The following is a 17,892-nucleotide window of genomic DNA, read 5'->3' as shown; positions in this document are numbered from 1 at the left end:
CCCCGCCACTGCGTCCACCGAGTGGCAGGGGAAAACATAAACAGCTAACGCTGCGACACACTGGAAAACGAAGGTAGAAGAAGTTGGCAACGTCGTTTGGGGGAATTATGGCGTATTTCATTGACCGGCGGCTGAATGGCAAAAACAAGAGCATGGTGAATCGCCAACGCTTCTTGCGCCGTTATAAGTCGCAAATCAAACAGTCGATTGCCGAAGCCATCAATAAGCGTTCGGTCACCGACGTAGAGAGCGGGGAATCCGTATCGATTCCTTCTGGTGATATCAACGAGCCGATGTTTCATCAAGGTCGTGGAGGAAAACGCCATCGCGTACATCCAGGCAACGATCACTTTGTGCAGAATGACCGCGTCGAACGCCCGCAAGGCGGTGGCGGCGGCGGGAGTGGCCAAGGCAACGCCAGTCAAGATGGCGATGGCCAAGACGAGTTCGTCTTCCAGATTTCTAAAGATGAGTATCTCGATCTGTTGTTTGAGGATTTGGCACTGCCGAACCTGAAGAAAAATCAGTACAAACAGCTGACTGAATACAAAACCCATCGTGCGGGTTATACCGCGAATGGTGTGCCAGCCAATATCAGCGTCGTGCGTTCGTTACAGAATTCTTTGGCGCGGCGAACCGCAATGACTGCTGGAAAACGGCGGGCATTACACGAGCTTGAAGACACCCTCACCCAACTGGAAAATACCGAACCGGTACAACTACTGGAAGAGGAACGTCTGCGTAAAGAAATTGCCGAGTTGCGCCAAAAGATCGCCAGTGTGCCATTTATCGACACCTTCGATCTGCGCTACAAAAACTATGAACGCCGCCCAGAGCCATCCAGCCAGGCTGTCATGTTTTGCCTGATGGATGTGTCCGGTTCAATGGATCAGGCAACCAAAGACATGGCCAAACGTTTTTATATTCTGCTCTATCTGTTCCTGAGCCGAACCTATAAGAACGTTGAAGTAGTCTATATCCGCCACCATACACAAGCCAAAGAAGTGGATGAGCAAGAGTTTTTCTATTCGCAGGAGACCGGCGGCACCATTGTTTCCAGCGCGTTGAAGCTAATGGCAGAAGTGGTTGAAGAACGTTACGATCCGGCACAGTGGAACATTTATGCTGCGCAGGCTTCTGATGGGGATAACTGGGCAGACGACTCACCGCTGTGTCATGAACTGCTGGCGCAAAAAATCCTGCCAATGGTGCGTTATTACAGCTACATTGAGATCACTCGCCGGGCTCACCAAACGCTATGGCGCGAATATGAAAACCTGCAAGCAACGTTTGAAAACTTCGCCATGCAGCATATTCGTGAACCAGAGGATATCTATCCGGTATTCCGCGAGCTTTTCCACAAGCAGACGGCATGAAATAACAGTTTCATCAATAAAAACAGCCAGTTAACCCTTGTTTTCTGGCTATTTTTTTATGTTTCTGAGTGATGTTGAACACCGTTATTGATCAATGAGTTGCGTTGAGTTTTGGGGAAAGAATTTTATCCAAGGAGCATGACGCGCCGTCATGGGGTGTCGGGGGGCGGAGGTTCGAATCCTCTCATGCCGACCAACTTTTTATAGAGAAACCAACCTGTTACGGTTGGTTTTTTTATACCTGAAAATTTAACATGGTAAAATAATGGTAAAACGCTGGTAAAACCCCCGACGAAAATCGCCGGGAGTGCGCTAAGTTTTACTCTTTGGTTTCAGCCTCTGGTGTATCGCCCTGTTCAGGCGCAACTGGTTGCTCAACTTCCGCCTCGGGCTGCTGATCGGTATCCGGTTCTGGTGCCACCTCAGGCTCTGGAATTGGGTTGGGTTCAATTACTGGTTCCGGCTCATCGCCCGCGGGCATCTCTACACGCAGATCAATCCAGCGACCGACAGGTATGTCGATCGGCTGACCGTCTTTGTAACCGGTGATGGTGTTTTTAGCGAACGCCGGTGCCGATGAGTTTGCCCGGTGGAAAGTTTTGATTAGCAGAACACCATATTCGTCAACTTCATAATCCACCCAGACCAACGGCAGCTTATTACGATCTGTCGGTATCTCAATCCCACCATCTACCCCACCCCATTCTGCATCTGAGTTAAACCCGAGCGTGCCTGAAACTCTATAAACCCCTGCGCTGATGCGTTCAGTGGTGACACCTTGGCTTTGATCGTTAAGCTCGCTGGTGCCATCACCAAACAGTTTAACGATTGGAGAGGCTTTCTTGATAAAACCGTTGGCGTCTACTGTTGTGTTGTAGTCACCCCAGATGCTGTATGACGTTAGTGTGCCTGATGCTCCAGATAAACCGGTGCGTAGCTTGCCTGTTGCGCTGACGAAAACATATCCAACGGTTGGACTACCGTCCATTGGAAGTGATAAAACCCCGTATAGTGACTCAGCCGTTGGTTTGTTTAGCGAGCTAGTTGTGACGCGATAAATTCGGCCAACAGCCTGCTTTGTGTCCTCTTGGTGTGATGGTCCAGCACCGAGGCCGTAATCACCAACTTTTAGCGGATTCGGCAAGCTGCCCTCAGTCCAAACCTTGATTATCTCACGTTCTAAAACTATTGCTGGGGCGGCTACTTCTGTTTTTCCCCAACTCCAGTTATCGGCAATATGCGAGATTGACGTGGCGCTAATCGCCGCTGAAATGCCACTCACAAACGGATTAAATTGCAGATACAGATCAAACGTATTTACCGCTGTTTCAATTAACCCTAGATTGCTGATTAACTGAGTTGAGCTTACTGCTCCAGTGCCATTTGTCACAAACGCACTCACAGATGCGTGGCCTACAGCATTAACGCTTGTTACAGCGCCACTGCCGGTGCGAATAACAATATCAACTAAGCCATTGGCATTGGGGTGCCCGTTATATGATGCAGTGCCGCCGATCCTGATAACGATTGTCTGACCGCCCTGAACCAGGTTTTTCACAGTACCGACTTTACGCCATGCAGCGTTTGCAACTGCTTCGGTTGGGGAGAAGTTCAAGTTTTTTAACGCGCCTGATAATCCATTGGCGCTGACCGCTGCCGATGCTGCTGCCTCTGCACGCATGCGATCGACAGTAGCAACGATTTCAGGATTTAGATCGGTTTCACCTGGGGCGGTGAGGAAATCATTAAGCGTGCCAGCCTGCGAGTTCAGCAATACAGCAATGCCACCCACTCGTTCCGGCTGGCGGCCACTGGCTGTAATCATTACGTCATATGCACCAGGCTCTACAGTCAGCGTATATTTACCCGTTGCATCAGTAATCGACTGAGAGCGAGCCTGATTTATTACTGTTGCTGACGTTCTGACAGCACGTAATTCGATTACTACGCCAACGCGTGCGCCGCCGATTGGGTCTTTTAAAATACCGCTAATTATTGCCATATTTATTCTCCATAAAAAAACCCGCACTCGGCGGGTTATATTGATTGATTATTTATTACCAGAATCTATTCTGCCCCTTGCGGAACGCCATTACTGTTATTGCTCCGCCAGCCCCCGGGCCTTGCAGTGTCGGACGGATTGCACTTGTCCATATCTGACCTGACGCCGCACCCAAAATGCCAAACTCAACATCCAGCGTACCGTAGGCCGGAACACCAATTACGATAGAACCTCTGTATGTACTGTTTGAGTTATATCCTGACGAACTCGCTGTAGACCTCCAATAATCAACACCATTCACTTTAATAAAAACCCAACCGGCACCCTCTCCCCCTCTATCAGTTGTTATATTCACGTAAGGAATAACAACGATGGAAGGATACGGGAGTCCGCCACCAAAATACCTGTGATTGCTTGACGCTGGGCCAGTAACATAAATCGGCTCCCATACACCAACATGTACTACATCGCCTAAAATTTTCTCTGCGTATACTGTGCCGCTAAACGTTCTATTTTCCCCTGTTATATCCCCTCTAAAATATCCGCTATCAGCGTATATTGAACCCCTGAAAGATCCGCTCCATGCATCGACATGCCCTCGCACAGTAACACCGTTAAAAACAGCAGCGCCGCTTTTTTCAATTGACCATCCGGTCTGATAATCCCAACTGTAATTATTAGACTGAATATATTCACCAATTTTCAAATTGGTGATGGAACCATCTTTAATAAACGCCGAGTTTATGAATGTTTGCCCGCCGTCGATAACAAACGGAGTAGACACCACGCCGTTTGTGTTATTTAAAAATGCAAATCTATCAGAGAGAAATAGCACCTGGCTCTGTAGTCCCTCCGGCGTGTTTTCTACACCAACGCCGATCCCGGCAGAATACATCTTCCCATCTTGCGTCTTACCGACTTTGATAGACCACATGTCTTGCAGCTTACCATCAGAAACTAACCCGCCAGTGGCATAACCGCGCATCATGCCGTAGAGATTTTCTACACCGATCCGTTCCGTGGCCTCTTTTGTAAAGACAAACTCGCCCTTATGCACAATGCCAGCAGGTTCGTACTTATCCCCCAGCCCGGTAAAACCGCCGAGGTCATACGCTGCAAAGCTTGTACTTAACCCCATTGCGCCGACACCAGCGGAGCCCGCCGCGCCAGAGGCTGCACCACCCAACCCACCAGCAATGCCACTAAAAACACCGCCCAACATCCCCAGCACACCACCGCCGCCGCCCAACGATTTTAGCGAGTTCACTAGCGCGGCATTCACCAGGACTTTTTCGATCTCCTTCAGGACGCTGATAGACCAATCTTTCCATGAGGCTTTATTACTTGCAGGCCGGTAGCTAACGCATCGGTTAGCGATAAAATATCTTTTGTTGTGTAGCCGTATTCACGTAATGAACTTGATGCGCGGCTGAACAAACTGGCATTAGACTCAAACGTTGAGCCCGTGTACTGACTGATGCAACACTAAAATCCTCGGCTGACGTGGTGGCAAGCTTTACCTTGGCATTGAGCGAATTCCACTTACCCCTGCTGACCAGCTATTTTGGCGAACCTCAGCAATGTACTGATAGCCATTGCCAGACGGAAAAATCACACGGATACCCGCATCATTTTCACTGTCGGGTTGTTCTTTTCCAGCATGATGAGCCCGGCGATTTTCCAGTACTGACCGCACATCAAAGAACACTTCACGCCCTCGCCTTTCTGTTGGTGTTACTCCCCATTTATCAAAGGCTTGAACAGATATCCCTATTGAGGCGGCCATATCTTTTTTATTGAGTAAAATGGCCATACCTCCCGCCTTATTATTGCGATAACAAAACAACAACCAGCTTCTGCAAAAAACTCATAAATAGCGACTTTCTGCAAGCCTATCGCCCCGTACCCAGGCGGACTCTGGAAAGGACCCGCAAATGATATTTATTTTCATTTGAAATGATATGGTTTCGTTATAAAACCACACTAATGAAAATAACTTTCATTATCATTTAAATCTTTCTTCCGGTGTCTTTGCCTCCTTCATTCGGTGGGGAATGATGTGATCCACTACCGTTGCTGGCTCTATGCGTCCCATCTGCCTACACATCACACATAATGGGTTGAGTCGTAGGAACTCCAAGCGTGCAGCTTGCCACTTGCTACAGTATGGTTTTAAGCTGCTCATACCCACCTTAAATAGAAAAGCCCCGGACTATGCCGAGGCTCTTAGCTGACTAATAAAGACAACGATTAGAACAGTAGCGAAACTTAACACATACAAATATATTAATATTGTTCATCATTTGTTTAAATATTTTAGAAAAAATAATGATAATTTATAAATGCTGACAACTTAGTTGCTCAGCAATATTCTTTTTTTCACATTAATTAATAAGAGAATTGAAGATGAATATACCGAGCGCATTTCGAAAACTTCTAGTACCAACCATTTTTCTGTTATCTGGTTTTGTAGTATTACCTTCTCAGGCAGAAGAAAATAAAGATCAACGATACTTATGTAACGGCACCTATGGGAATGCAATAGATTCTGGGGTATGGGATGGCGTTTTTAATGCCGCAAATGAAAATGATGCAGCCAATCAAGCAAGAGCTAAGTTCATGCCTACAGGGTCTGGGGCTTGGATTAAAGTATTCATTTGCAGAAAGTTGTAAAGTTCGATAGAGCAATTCACTTAATCGTTCCATTGGCTACTGGTGCTTATCTTCGATAGTCCTGATTGCCGCTTTATCAAGATTGCATTGGCCTAGCGCCACAAACAGAACGGCATTTAGCTCTAGGCTATCAACGTATCGGAACGGGCTTACGACTTTAGGCACCGGGGTAGCGGCTGTTAACTCAGGGTTTAGTTTCGGTGGGTTTACCGGCACGTACTCTATTTTCGAGCAGCCGGAGAGAATCAGTAGCGGCAACAGCGACAACACGATTTGCACAATCATCGCTTTTGACCGCTTCTTTGATATAAACCACCTTCTCCTCACCCTCATTACTGAGTTGCTGTTTCTCATCATGCGTAACCTTTGATATATCATGCATCAAGCTGATAGCGCTCAGTGCGTTTTTTGTTACCGCTTGAGCGTTATTCAGTGATTGCTGAGTTATTGTGTATTTACTTTGATAGTAAAACGTGAGAACGCCAAGGCATATGGCGACAAATAACATGCCAATTAATCCGTATTTACTCATGAGAGAAACAGCTCCTACTCTATATTTAATCAGCCCATTGATACGCGATGCGTAGCATTCCGCATTAGCGAAATATTAAGGATATGATTAAATATCTTTTCTGATATCTATTACAGTGGTGTTAATTTGAATTTAACAGTACCTGATGAATTAGCTTTAACTTGAAAGTTTTTATTGCCAATTAGCGTTGCTGGCGGGGATAATACGCCTGATTTGTACGGTGTAAAGATTCCATTACTATAGTCATATTCCTTTTTTTTTGTTGCACCACAAACACCTTGCACAAAAGACCCCGTATTGCACGTAATAAGATTTATATTGCTCGGCATTGTAATCTCCAGCTTATATCTTTTATTTGCCACAAATGAATAACCACTAGGCAGCGCAGTGGAAAAGCTAGACACTGAACCATTCATACCTATTCGATTATAGGTGCGGCTATATTCTATGGAACTGCTAACAACAGGTTTATCTTTACCATCAAAGACCTGATCTTTAGCATTATATTTAATGACTAACCTATCGTTTGGGCTTTTAGGTAACGTTATCCCTACAATTGGAACAATCTCTTTATTGCTTTGTTTATAATAATCCCTTTGATATCCCTGGGCATGTGATAAACCGTCTTGCGAGTTTATTAAATAAAAAAATGCTTCAAGAGGAAGCGGCGCAGCATTGTTCTCATTCCATGCGTTTAACAATAACTCATTATTGCGCATGTAATACTTTGATGAGTTCTTTTGCATATACTGATTTGCTTGTCTTATAATATCAAAGGCATTTCCACTATTAGATAGGGTCATATCAAAAGCACATTGCCTGCTAACGAAGTTACTATCATTACTGTTCATTATATTATTGAAATGAGATACCCATTTCCCATATGTGTCAATTCCCTGCTTACCGCAGTTCTGACTAGTACCTAATGTATCATCAAAAGACTTGCCACATCCGTGTCCCGCTCTTCTGTCTGTTCCCCCATCGACAGGAAAAGCACAATAAACTTTATAGGTGTTTTTATTCTTAGGGGTATTTAGATGAGGATAAATAATAAAGCCACTATCATATCCTCGTGGAAAACTGGAAAACTGCTGATCTGCTCTTATATAAGCAAATGAAAAAGATTCTTTCTGTTTGTTTTCTGGCTTTAAACTCCAAGCATGAGGTAATTTATTTGCCTGATTAACACCTCTAATCATTATTCCAGAACATTTAAATGCAGGTTCATTCTTAGCACATGTTTTTACTGTATTATTATATCTAGCCAAAAGATCTTTAGCTATATTGGGATTTTGCACTGCAATAGCGGAGCTTGATAAAACGCTCATAACTATAGTGATCGATATTAATTTTTTCATCGTCATTTCCATCTATTAATAAATGCTTATTAAAAATAAAAAAACCAACTAGAATTGAGTTTTCTGTCAGCTCTTATATATGTTTATGCAGGGATTTCTATATGGGGCGCATCCAGAAACTTAGCAGGTGCATCACGTGGGTTAGCTGTCCATGTGATACCGAAACGCAGCTTTACGCCCAATTCCTTGCCAGCCTTTTGCATTGCATCCAGCACCGGCAACCAGCATTTATAATCATTCCAGTCAGCGCCAACCGGCAGCAGATCTACCGCATGCCCGGTTATGTGGCGACTGGCCATCGTCTTGCTTGCGCCCGCGGCAACCAACTGCTTTTGCCGTTCCTCAGTGCGCCTACCTTCGATAACGATAAAATCAACGGCTGACAGCTCAAGCGCACAGCGAACGACTTTCACCAGATTGGGATTTACCCCTTTGAGATTATCTTCACTGCGTTTGCTGAATTTAAAGTTGCTCATTCGATTTCATCCCATAAAACAGTTGCGCCACGTTGCCCCGTGCACGTAATACGGCGACGCACAACACCAGGTTTAAAAGCGTTTCTGCCGGATCAACTATTTTGTATTCCCCGAACGCGATACGGATCGCAACGGTGCCGCTAGCTACTATCAGCAAATACACCAACAGTGAGGCACTACGGTTAAATTTCGCACCGTTGCGGCGGTATGCCAGCATGCGAACTGACATCATCCCGCATGACAAACCATTTAAGACTGCAAGCAAGACCTCAAAACTAATCATGTGGCCCCCTTTTTAATATGTCGGGATCGGATGCGCGTTGTGTCATCGCCATCAGCAACCGCACTGAAACAGCCGAGCTGACTATTGCCCCGATCATTTTCGTTGCGCTAACGTTGCTCGGCAGAAGCGCGGAGATGAGAGACGCAAAAAAGTCGCAGGAAACCACCCCTACAACAAACGAGGCAATACACAGCAGCACACGAATAAACAACGTGTAATCTTTGGCGCTGATTACAAAAATCACGGAGCCGATAAACGCCCCTATAATCACATCAGCGGCATCCGGCCCTGATAGCAAGCCGAGAATAGTCGCACCGCCAACTACCGCTGTTTCCGTCGCCCTTGATACAGGTAACGTCATTGATGATCTCCTTTGCTCGCTCAGTGAACGCCGGGCGGTCGTTATGAAAAAGGCCCACAGAAGTAAGCCTTAAATAAAATATGGTTTGGCCTTAACAATAAGGGCCCAGCGCACTCCGATAATATTCTGTCGCGTATAACACCTTCACCATGACACCGCCGCCATAGCTTGGAATTAGCTCAAGAATCAAACGCTCGCCTGGTTTAATAAAGATTGGTTGTTGATTATTAGCATCACGGCCATGGAGATCATATATATAGGTGCCATTACCATATTTAAACCTTAAATAGCTCCCTTCATACTGTGAAACCACGTCAATTTTTACTGAATATCTTGGATTTTCTTTATTGATACTTTGTGTCTGACGCATGTTGCTAACATCAACAACAGCCCCCTTCTCACTCATTACTACGTAGAATGTTTCGTTATCCCAATGTTCGATCCCCTCTGGAATAATTTCTGATTCCACAGGTGAAAACTGATAGATCTCTTGAACAGGACGAGCACCTTTTGTTGCCATGATAATTCCTCTTGTTTAGATAGTTAAACCAAACCACTGTCTGGATAAACAGTATCTCAAGAAGACGAAGGGGGAGATAGCGAGAAGCGTTGTACTGTACATGGCACTGCACGTATTGGTGCAAACACAGAATAAGAAAGGCCTTGCTATAAGCGCGGCCACATATGTTTGTGTGTAGATGAAAAAAAACAGATAATACTCAAATTAGCGTTACTTAACAGGGGAAATATGGATCTTTCATTTAAATTACTGGACTCTTGGGTGCTTTACACACTTCTCTCATGGCCTTACTTCGCTATACCATCCGCGCTAATACTTTTATATGGCGCTTTTGAACAGAAAAAACGTGTAATCCTTTACGCATGCATCCCCTTGGGATGGCTGGCATTTAGCGTAATCTATTTTGTAGGCACTATCGTATATATGTTAAATACTTAAGCAACAATTTCTAGATTCGGAAATATCAATGAGCCTTAATTTTTCCACCAGCTGCAAACTGCATTAAAAGCTGCTTAACCTGCTCTTTCGCTTCCAGGGCATCGGCCCGTTCTTCTATGTCACTGTCGTCTTATCGTTACTCATACTTACGTCCTTGTTGTGATATTCAGAGCGTATTTCCTTGCAGTATCTGTGGCTGATTGAGCTTGAGGGAAATTATTATTTGACATTATATAGTTACTTTCTCAGCAACCACTCATCAAGAATTGCAGATCGGCTGGATTAGCTTCTGATGCCTCAAACTCAGAAATACCGATCACAATACCCTGCGTTTTTCATATTTACTTTTTATGAACTTCCTCCAGGCCTTAAGAAACCTGCACTTGGCAGGTTCATAAGTTCATGATGAGCGGGGGCAACTCACTTTTAATACAGAGCCACATCAAAGGCTCATTAAGACATAAAAACCGAGAGACTGAGGTAGCCTTAGCGTAATAACGCATTCAGATGCGGATAATCACCTCTGTTTTTCACCACCCGCTCCACTGCCCACAATCTTAAATCGCATTGCAGGCAGCAAAGAATTAAATCACTCGTGTACTGAGTGATTTACCGTTAAGGGTTATTTTCAACATATCACCGGAAATCATTGGCCCAACGCCTTGAGGCGTCCCCGTCAGGATAATATCACCGGCCCGCAATGTGAAAAAACGGCTCATATAAGCGATTAACGGTAAAATTGGCGTTATCATATCGTGAGTATTACCCTGCTGACGTAATTCATCGTTTACGCTTAACGACAATTCAGCATTTTGTGGATCGCCAAACTCAGCAACCGGAATAAAACCGGATATCGGGCAAGAACCATCAAAACCTTTGGCTTTTTCCCATGGCTGCCCGGCTTTTTTGAACCCGGCTTGCAGCTCACGCAAGGTCAAATCCAACGCCACGCCATAACCAGCAATAGCACGAGCCACGCGATCTTCATTGGCTTGTTTCAGCGGCGTACCAATCAGCACTGCCAGTTCAACTTCGTGGTGAACCGAACCCAAATTTTTGGGGATTGCCACCGGCTGGCGAATATCACACAACGCTGTTTCAGGTTTGATAAATATCACGGGCTCGGGCGAAGCTGCACTGCCCATTTCCTTAATATGATCGGCATAATTACTGCCGACACAGACCACTTTACTTACCGGGAAATCGAGCAACGAACCTTGCCAGTCTCTATGTTGATACATATCACCTCTCCCAACCATTATATAAGGCTTTAATAGACAAGCCCGTATTTAAAACAAGGTACCTTGCTGGGTACCCTTATGGCACAGGCATTATTGCCTGTTACCGCCGGCCATCGCCATCTTCCTCACACAGAATCAAATAGTAAGAGCGATCCCTGTGTATTTAGAAGTACGGAAATTATCATAAATCAGAAACATGTACGCTTCATCTACACTCCAGAGCTTCTTGCGACTCCAAAGCCACCTTCGCGTCAGTATCGATCTCAACGGGAACTGGTGCCTCTCTTGCTGAATATGCGATTGGATTATTTCTTCGTATCAGACAAATGCTGATTTAATAAGTTTTCCATCGGTGGCGGAAACTGTAGATAAAATCCATCCTGTTGCAACGCTTCTTTTACTTTTTCAATATCCGCCAAGGCCAACTTCTTGCGTTCATCGAGTGAAAGCATCATGGCAAACTGCGGCGTACCAAAGCTTTTCATCAAATCTTCCGGTACGCGAGAGAAATCGTCTTTTTTTTCGACATAAAGATAAGTTTGATCACGTTTTGGGCTTCTATAGATCACACAAAGCATTTTTTTAACTCTATTTAATTGAGGCAGCGTCTTGCCTGGATATAACTCTGACTATAACATGCTTATAGTACTTCGGAATATCGCACCCCGAGTGGTATTCCGGGGATTTAAAGTTGCTGAGACTGAGTCAGGATAGATGTCACAATCGCCAATTGAGCTAAAAGGCAGCAGTTTTACCCTATCGGTTGTTCATTTGTATAATTCAGAACCCGAGGTAATACGTCAGGCATTGCAGGAAAAGGTCGATCAAGCCCCTGCTTTTCTCAAAAATGCCCCTGTTGTTATCAATGTTGCAACGCTGAATGGCGATGCAAACTGGAAGGAACTTCAGCAGGCTGTCATGGCCGCGGGTTTGCGTGTGGTCGGCATCAGCGGTTGCAAAGATGAACGGCAAAAACGGGCTATTGCCCGCGCTGGTTTGCCATTGTTAAATGAAGGTAAAGGCCAGAAGATGGCCACTCAGGCACCACCTGTCGCGGCACCAGTGCCAGATAATGCTCCTGCCAAAACACGCATCATTAATACCCCTGTTCGTTCCGGCCAGCAGATTTATGCCCGCAACTCCGATTTGATCGTCACCAACAGCGTCAGTGCTGGCGCAGAATTGATTGCCGATGGCAACATTCATATTTACGGCATGATGCGTGGCCGTGCTCTGGCGGGGGCTTCCGGTGATGCTCAGTGCCAGATTTTTTGCACACACCTTGGGGCTGAGCTAGTCTCTATCGCAGGGCAATACTGGTTGAGCGATCAGATCCCGGCCGATTTTTTCGGGCAGGCAATTCGACTCAGCCTGTTGGATAACGCTTTAACTATACAACCTTTAAATTAAACAACCTTTAAATTAAGCCCTTTTAACAAGGAATCCATTTCATGGCACGCATTATTGTTGTTACATCGGGTAAAGGGGGCGTTGGCAAGACCACATCAAGTGCAGCCATTGCTACCGGTTTAGCCCAGAGAGGCAAGAAAACCGTGGTGATCGACTTCGATATCGGCCTGCGTAACCTTGACCTTATTATGGGCTGTGAGCGCCGGGTCGTTTATGATTTTGTTAACGTTATTCAGGGTGATGCTACGTTGAATCAAGCGTTGATCAAAGATAAACGCACTGAAAACCTCTACATTCTGCCCGCTTCACAAACGCGTGATAAAGATGCCCTGACTCGCGAAGGCGTTGAAAAAGTGCTCAACGGCCTCAACGAAATGGCGTTCGAATTTGTGGTTTGTGATTCTCCAGCTGGTATTGAAAGCGGTGCCCTGATGGCGCTGTATTTCGCTGATGAAGCCATCATCACCACAAACCCGGAAGTGTCTTCAGTACGTGACTCTGATCGTATTCTTGGCATTTTATCCTCCAAATCACGCCGTGCCGAAAAAAGCGAAGCCCCCATCAAGGAGCATTTGCTATTAACCCGCTATAATCCAGGTCGTGTCAGCCGTGGTGACATGTTGAGCATGGAAGATGTGTTGGAGATCCTGCGGATTCCACTGATTGGCGTTATCCCAGAAGATCAGTCTGTATTACGTGCATCCAACCAGGGCGAACCTGTGATTTTGGATATTGAGTCTGATGCCGGTAAGGCTTACGACGATACCGTTCAGCGTTTGTTAGGGGAAGAACGCCCGTTCCGCTTCATCGAAGAAGAGAAAAAGGGCTTCCTGAAACGCCTTTTTGGGGGATAAACCATGGCTTTGTTAGACTTTTTTCTGTCCCGCAAAAAATCAACAGCCAGTGTAGCCAAAGAACGGCTGCAAATTATCGTTGCAGAACGTCGCCGTGGGGACTGTGAGCCCCACTATCTACCTGATTTAAAACGTGACATTTTGGCGGTAATTTGTAAATACGTTCAAATCGATCCTGAGATGCTGCATGTGCAATTCGAGCAGAAAGGGGATGATATTTCGGTACTGGAACTTAACGTAACCCTGCCGGAATCGGAAGAGCCCCTTAAATGATGGCGTCCGCATAATCCCCCTGTATAATTTATACAGGGGGAACTGTATATACGCACAGTTTAAATAATCCGTAGTATTTGCTCATTTTCATCTTAAGAATAGGATCTTTTAAGACTGAACTGGATTATTACCTTCAGCACAACGTTATTTCCGCAGAAAAACAGAACCACAAAACGTCTGCATGGTTCCATCCTTCTCGCTTAATGATTAATAATTTTTCAGGATGTCCTGCAAGGGTGCCGCCAATAAATCACCACGCCAGCTGCTCATTAATTCTGGCTGACTCTCACTACCTTTCAGTTTCCAGTGCCAATTCAGTAATTGGTTAATTTGCCGACGCGATGCCAACAATTCACTGCTAAAACCACTTTGTTCGCTTATATCACCGATCGCCTCTTTGAGCTCTTTAAATACTTTCTTATATCCCGGCTGATCGATCAGGTTAGCCAGCGGTTCGGGCAAAGCAGATTCATCCAACGCATTGGCTTCCGCTACCAAAGCCACCAGCGTTTTACCGTGATAACGGATTTCCGGCCCGCTCAGCCCGAGTGAATCAAGTTCGCCCAAAGATATTGGCATATAACGTGCAACCGCCCACAGGTTCTCTTCACGCACCACAAAGTTCACGGCCAGATCGCGCTCGCGTGCCTGGCGTAAGCGCCATTCAGCCAGTTTCTGTAAACAACCCAACTGGCGTGGCCGTAGCTGCCAAGCATTGGTGATTTCGCGATAGGCGAGTTCTGGTGATAACGTTTCACTGCGGCGCTGGCATAGCAATAGGCATTCGCTATACGCCGCTGCGGTGCAGCCTGCCTCCTCAGTTTTCTGTATCAGTTGCTTAGCCATGGGCAATAAGTAGAAAACATCAGCTGCCGCATAAATGCACTGCCGTTCCGTTAACGGCCGTGCCAACCAGTCGGTACGGGATTCGCTTTTATCCAGATCAACCTGCATGTATTCCGTTACCAATTTGGCGAAACCACAGGACAATGCATGACCACTGAATGCAGCCAGGATTTGGGTATCGATCATCGGTGTTGGCAACGTTTTGAAGGCATTGAGAAACACTTCCAGATCCTCACTGCCCGCGTGCAGAAACTTTACCACCTTCGTATTGGCCAACAGATCGATAAACGGCTGCCATTGCTTGATAGGGAGCGGATCGATCAGGGAAAGTTGTTCACCATCGTATATCTGGATCAGGCCTAGCTGCGGATAATAGGTACGCGTTCTGACAAACTCGGTATCCAGTGCAATCTGGGCATGGTTTTGTGCCTGCTCACAGACCTGCTGTAAACCGGCGTCGGTAGTGATCAACTGATAATTCAAAACATCATTCTCTTTGTCATGTTACCCACCGTCTCCAAGCCGTAACCTTTGGCTATATAAAGGCTATGGGTATTTTATGGTTCAAACACGGCAACGCCGGCATTCACCGGCGTTGTTGATAAGGAGTGGTTACCCATCATCTTTCAAGTCGCAACTGCATTGGTTACACACATTCCTGCAACCTTGAAACTCATCAAGTCTAACCGCATTACCTAGGCAGCATCGACTGCCTTGGGAACTTTGTGCTCATCACGCAGTTCCCGCCGTAAAATCTTACCAACGTTTGACTTCGGCAATTCGTCACGGAATTCAACAATTTTGGGCACTTTATACCCGGTCAGATGCCGGCGACAGTGCGTTAGCAACTCTTCTTTAGTAAGAGAAGCCTCTTTCTTCACCACACAAATCTTCACCGCTTCACCGGAAGCCCCGCTCGGCACACCAATCGCCGCACACTCCATCACTTTCGGGTGCTGGCTGACAATATCTTCTATCTCATTCGGATAAACGTTAAAACCCGAAACCAGAATCATATCTTTCTTACGATCAATAATGCGAATAAAACCTTCATCATCGACGGTAACGATATCTCCAGTTGCAAGCCAGCCATCTTTTAACACGTCATCCGTTGCCTCTGGGCGTTGCCAATAGCCTAACATAACTTGTGGCCCTTTAACCCAAAGTTCTCCCGGTTCACCAGCAGGAACCTCTTTGCCATCGTCGTCTACTAAACGAATATCGGTAGAAGGTACCGGCAAACCGATACTGCCACTGTAATGCATCAGATCATGTGGATTACCCGATACCAACGGAGAACATTCGGTCAGCCCATACCCCTCCAGCAAATGCTTGCCGGTCAGTTTTTCCCACCGTTCTGCTACCGCTTTCTGCACCGACATCCCACCTCCTACAGACAACCGCAACGTGGAGAAATCGAGCTCTTGAAAATCTTCATTATTCAATAACGCATTAAACAGCGTGTTCACCCCGGTCATCGCAGTGAAAGGATACTTCGCCAATTCTTTCACCATCCCCGGAATATCTCGCGGGTTGGTAATCATCAGGCTGCATCCTCCCAGTTCAATAAACAGCAGGCAATTCACCGTCAGCGCAAAGATGTGATACAGCGGCAGAGCTGTCACCACCAATTCCTGCCCATCACGCAGCAGAGGCACATAAGCGGCCTTGGCCTGTGCCAGATTCGCCTGCATATTGCGATGCGTCAGCATTGCGCCTTTAGCCACACCGGTAGTTCCCCCGGTATATTGCAAAAAGGCCAGATCGGTATTGATAACCTCAGGTTTGACATATTGCAGGCGGCGACCACGCTGCAACACGCTACGGAAAGAAATGGCATCTGGCAGATGATATTTGGGCACCAGGCGCTTGATGTATTTCACCACAAAATTCACCAGCGTCCCTTTGGCCGCCGAGAGTTGATCCCCCATGCGCGTCAGGATCACATGCTTCACCTGGGTTTGGAACACCACTTTTTCCAGCGTATGGGCAAAATTGGAAACAATAACAATGGCGCTGGCACCGCTGTCATTCAGCTGATGTTCCAACTCACGCGGCGTATACAGCGGGTTCACGTTCACCACCACCATACCGGCACGCAAAATACCAAACAGAGCAATGGGATACTGCAACAAGTTCGGCATCATCAGAGCGACGCGATCGCCCTTCTTCAGCTTCAGCTCATTTTGCAGGTAAGCAGCAAACGCCCGGCTGCGCTCTTCCAGCTTACGGAAGGTCATCACCTCGCCCATATTGATAAAAGCAGGCTGATCCGCGTAACGCATGGCTGCCTTTTCAAATACTTCGATCAGAGATGAATAGTAATCGGCATCAATCTCTGCCGGAACATCTGCCGGGTAACGTTTTAACCAGACCTTATCCAAGCTATTACTCCTGAAATTTTTGCTAATTATCATCGCCCCCTCCCAATACGCCGCCAAACTTTAACAATATTTTAACTCAGCGTACCAGTTTGAGTTTTAAACAATCCTCAGGTTGCGATGTGCGTCACTAATTGCCCTTACATAAAAGTATAGGGCGGCTATCAGGCCGCCCTATTTAGAATTGTAAAATTGTTACTCAACTCACTGAGTAACAAAAGTTTGTATCCGGGCCGGGCCTGGGTTATACCAGCCATAACCGGGGCCCCAACCATGGCCCCACGGGCCACCACGCGGCCCCCATGGCCCCATCGGCTGCGGTGGCATCACAATCTGCTGGGCAATGCGCCAACGTTTAAAACCGGTAGCATTCATGGTGACAAACCGATACGGCGTCATACCAATCTTACCTTCATGTACACCGGTAATTGGCCCCACCACGGTGACCAACTGGCCGTTAAAATCAACCGGATCAAGGAAACCGTTGACCGATGCCAACAACCGCCCCTGCGCAGGTTCCCCCAGAATAGGGCGCGCCCCGGAATCCAGCGGCACCGCAGCGATCTCCAGCACCGTACGGCCACGCTCATTAGATGTCGCTACGACCGTGCCACCAAAGCGAGCCTCGGCACCGGTAAACAGATTCGGCGCATTCTGCACTGAAGATAGTTGATCTACCGGCGTAGCACTGGTTCCCTGAATCGCCTCTGGAATGGTTACACAGCCGGAGAGCGCCAGTACGCTACCGGCAACCGCCAGCGTTAATAGTTTTTTACTCAACGTGCAGGTCAACATTGTCGCAATCTCCTAGAATTGGCTGTAACTCCGACCACATTCCTTCGCGCAAGTTGCAGGCGGGCATATTTCT

At 46.5% G+C, this 17,892-nt stretch carries 19 protein-coding genes and 2 pseudogenes; 5 read left to right on the top strand and 16 right to left on the bottom strand.

What is annotated here, in order from left to right:
- Positions 1-107 precede the first annotated feature (107 nt).
- Positions 108-1,376, top strand: a complete 1,269-nt coding sequence (locus Z042_RS15105) for a YeaH/YhbH family protein (protein WP_024910849.1) — start codon at positions 108-110, stop codon at positions 1,374-1,376.
- Positions 1,377-1,695: 319 nt separating this feature from the next.
- Here the strand turns inward: Z042_RS15105 and Z042_RS24605 are convergent, their stop codons facing one another.
- The 4 genes and pseudogenes from Z042_RS24605 to Z042_RS25165 form a co-directional block, all read right to left on the bottom strand.
- Positions 1,696-3,378 (bottom strand): phage tail fiber protein, encoded by a 1,683-nt coding sequence (locus Z042_RS24605; protein ID WP_024910850.1) that lies wholly within the window; start codon positions 3,376-3,378, stop codon positions 1,696-1,698.
- 55 nt (positions 3,379-3,433) lie between these two features.
- Positions 3,434-4,660: a phage tail tip fiber protein gene (locus Z042_RS15095; protein WP_024910851.1), complete on the bottom strand. Its 1,227-nt coding sequence runs from the start codon at positions 4,658-4,660 to the stop codon at positions 3,434-3,436.
- A 389-nt stretch (positions 4,661-5,049) separates the two neighbouring features.
- Positions 5,050-5,191 (bottom strand): annotated as a pseudogene (locus Z042_RS26365) (terminase small subunit); the annotation flags it as partial.
- A gap of 219 nt (positions 5,192-5,410) precedes the next feature.
- Positions 5,411-5,563, bottom strand: a pseudogene (locus tag Z042_RS25165) (HNH endonuclease); the annotation flags it as partial.
- A 221-nt stretch (positions 5,564-5,784) separates the two neighbouring features.
- Here Z042_RS25165 and Z042_RS26060 point away from each other — a divergent pair.
- The gene (locus tag Z042_RS26060) at positions 5,785-6,051 is read left to right on the top strand and encodes a hypothetical protein (RefSeq protein ID WP_024910853.1); all 267 of its coding nucleotides are present in this window, start codon (positions 5,785-5,787) and stop codon (positions 6,049-6,051) included.
- Between the two features lie 36 nt (positions 6,052-6,087).
- On the opposite strand, the gene lysC is transcribed toward Z042_RS26060, so the two are convergent.
- From lysC to Z042_RS15050, 9 genes are all read right to left on the bottom strand, one after another.
- The gene (gene lysC / locus Z042_RS26955; protein WP_081758412.1) at positions 6,088-6,336 is read right to left on the bottom strand and encodes an Rz1-like lysis system protein LysC; all 249 of its coding nucleotides are present in this window, start codon (positions 6,334-6,336) and stop codon (positions 6,088-6,090) included.
- Positions 6,236-6,583 (bottom strand): hypothetical protein, encoded by a 348-nt coding sequence (locus tag Z042_RS26055; RefSeq protein ID WP_051506683.1) that lies wholly within the window; start codon positions 6,581-6,583, stop codon positions 6,236-6,238. The genes lysC and Z042_RS26055 overlap by 101 nt, the downstream gene beginning before the upstream one ends.
- 110 nt (positions 6,584-6,693) lie before the next feature.
- Positions 6,694-7,941 (bottom strand): hypothetical protein, encoded by a 1,248-nt coding sequence (locus Z042_RS15080; RefSeq protein ID WP_024910855.1) that lies wholly within the window; start codon positions 7,939-7,941, stop codon positions 6,694-6,696.
- An 83-nt stretch (positions 7,942-8,024) separates the two neighbouring features.
- Positions 8,025-8,417, bottom strand: coding sequence for a M15 family metallopeptidase (locus Z042_RS15075; protein ID WP_024910856.1), 393 nt, complete (start codon positions 8,415-8,417; stop codon positions 8,025-8,027).
- The gene (locus Z042_RS15070; protein ID WP_037405816.1) at positions 8,404-8,700 is read right to left on the bottom strand and encodes a phage holin family protein; all 297 of its coding nucleotides are present in this window, start codon (positions 8,698-8,700) and stop codon (positions 8,404-8,406) included. Before Z042_RS15070 ends, Z042_RS15075 begins: the two co-directional genes overlap by 14 nt.
- The gene (locus Z042_RS15065) at positions 8,693-9,061 is read right to left on the bottom strand and encodes a putative holin (protein WP_024910858.1); all 369 of its coding nucleotides are present in this window, start codon (positions 9,059-9,061) and stop codon (positions 8,693-8,695) included. The genes Z042_RS15070 and Z042_RS15065 overlap by 8 nt, the downstream gene beginning before the upstream one ends.
- A gap of 91 nt (positions 9,062-9,152) precedes the next feature.
- A complete protein-coding gene (locus tag Z042_RS15060) occupies positions 9,153-9,581 on the bottom strand; it encodes a hypothetical protein (protein WP_024910859.1) in 429 nt (142 codons plus the stop codon).
- 1,022 nt (positions 9,582-10,603) lie between these two features.
- Complete coding sequence (locus Z042_RS15055; protein WP_024910860.1) at positions 10,604-11,260, bottom strand: fumarylacetoacetate hydrolase family protein; 657 nt, start codon at positions 11,258-11,260, stop codon at positions 10,604-10,606.
- 305 nt (positions 11,261-11,565) lie between these two features.
- Positions 11,566-11,838 (bottom strand): YcgL domain-containing protein, encoded by a 273-nt coding sequence (locus tag Z042_RS15050; protein ID WP_024910861.1) that lies wholly within the window; start codon positions 11,836-11,838, stop codon positions 11,566-11,568.
- A 136-nt stretch (positions 11,839-11,974) separates the two neighbouring features.
- Here Z042_RS15050 and minC point away from each other — a divergent pair, with 136 nt between their 5' ends.
- Genes minC through minE form a run of 3 tightly spaced genes read left to right on the top strand, consistent with a single transcriptional unit; the run spans position 11,975 to position 13,797 of the window.
- Positions 11,975-12,670 (top strand): septum site-determining protein MinC, encoded by a 696-nt coding sequence (gene minC / locus Z042_RS15045; protein WP_024910862.1) that lies wholly within the window; start codon positions 11,975-11,977, stop codon positions 12,668-12,670.
- Between the two features lie 41 nt (positions 12,671-12,711).
- A complete protein-coding gene (gene minD, locus Z042_RS15040; protein WP_024910863.1) occupies positions 12,712-13,524 on the top strand; it encodes a septum site-determining protein MinD in 813 nt (270 codons plus the stop codon).
- Positions 13,525-13,527: 3 nt separating this feature from the next.
- Positions 13,528-13,797 carry a cell division topological specificity factor MinE gene (minE, locus tag Z042_RS15035; protein ID WP_024910864.1) on the top strand — a complete coding sequence of 90 codons (270 nt, stop codon included), beginning with the start codon at positions 13,528-13,530 and terminating at the stop codon, positions 13,795-13,797.
- Positions 13,798-14,004: 207 nt separating this feature from the next.
- Here minE and rnd read toward each other — a convergent pair whose 3' ends face one another.
- From rnd to Z042_RS15020, 3 genes are all read right to left on the bottom strand, one after another.
- Positions 14,005-15,126 carry a ribonuclease D gene (gene rnd, locus Z042_RS15030; protein WP_024910865.1) on the bottom strand — a complete coding sequence of 374 codons (1,122 nt, stop codon included), beginning with the start codon at positions 15,124-15,126 and terminating at the stop codon, positions 14,005-14,007.
- 212 nt (positions 15,127-15,338) lie between these two features.
- On the bottom strand, positions 15,339-17,027 hold the full coding sequence (fadD, locus tag Z042_RS15025) for a long-chain-fatty-acid--CoA ligase FadD (RefSeq protein WP_024910866.1): 1,689 nt from the start codon (positions 17,025-17,027) through the stop codon (positions 15,339-15,341).
- Between the two features lie 201 nt (positions 17,028-17,228).
- Positions 17,229-17,819: a Slp family lipoprotein gene (locus Z042_RS15020; RefSeq protein ID WP_024910867.1), complete on the bottom strand. Its 591-nt coding sequence runs from the start codon at positions 17,817-17,819 to the stop codon at positions 17,229-17,231.
- Positions 17,820-17,892: the final 73 nt, after the last annotated feature.

Origin of the sequence: Chania multitudinisentens RB-25 (assembly GCF_000520015.2) — a bacterium.
Classification (GTDB): Bacteria; Pseudomonadota; Gammaproteobacteria; order Enterobacterales; family Enterobacteriaceae; genus Chania; species Chania multitudinisentens.
Note: the sequence above shows the minus strand (reverse complement) of the source record. Positions and strands in the feature narration are given on the sequence as shown.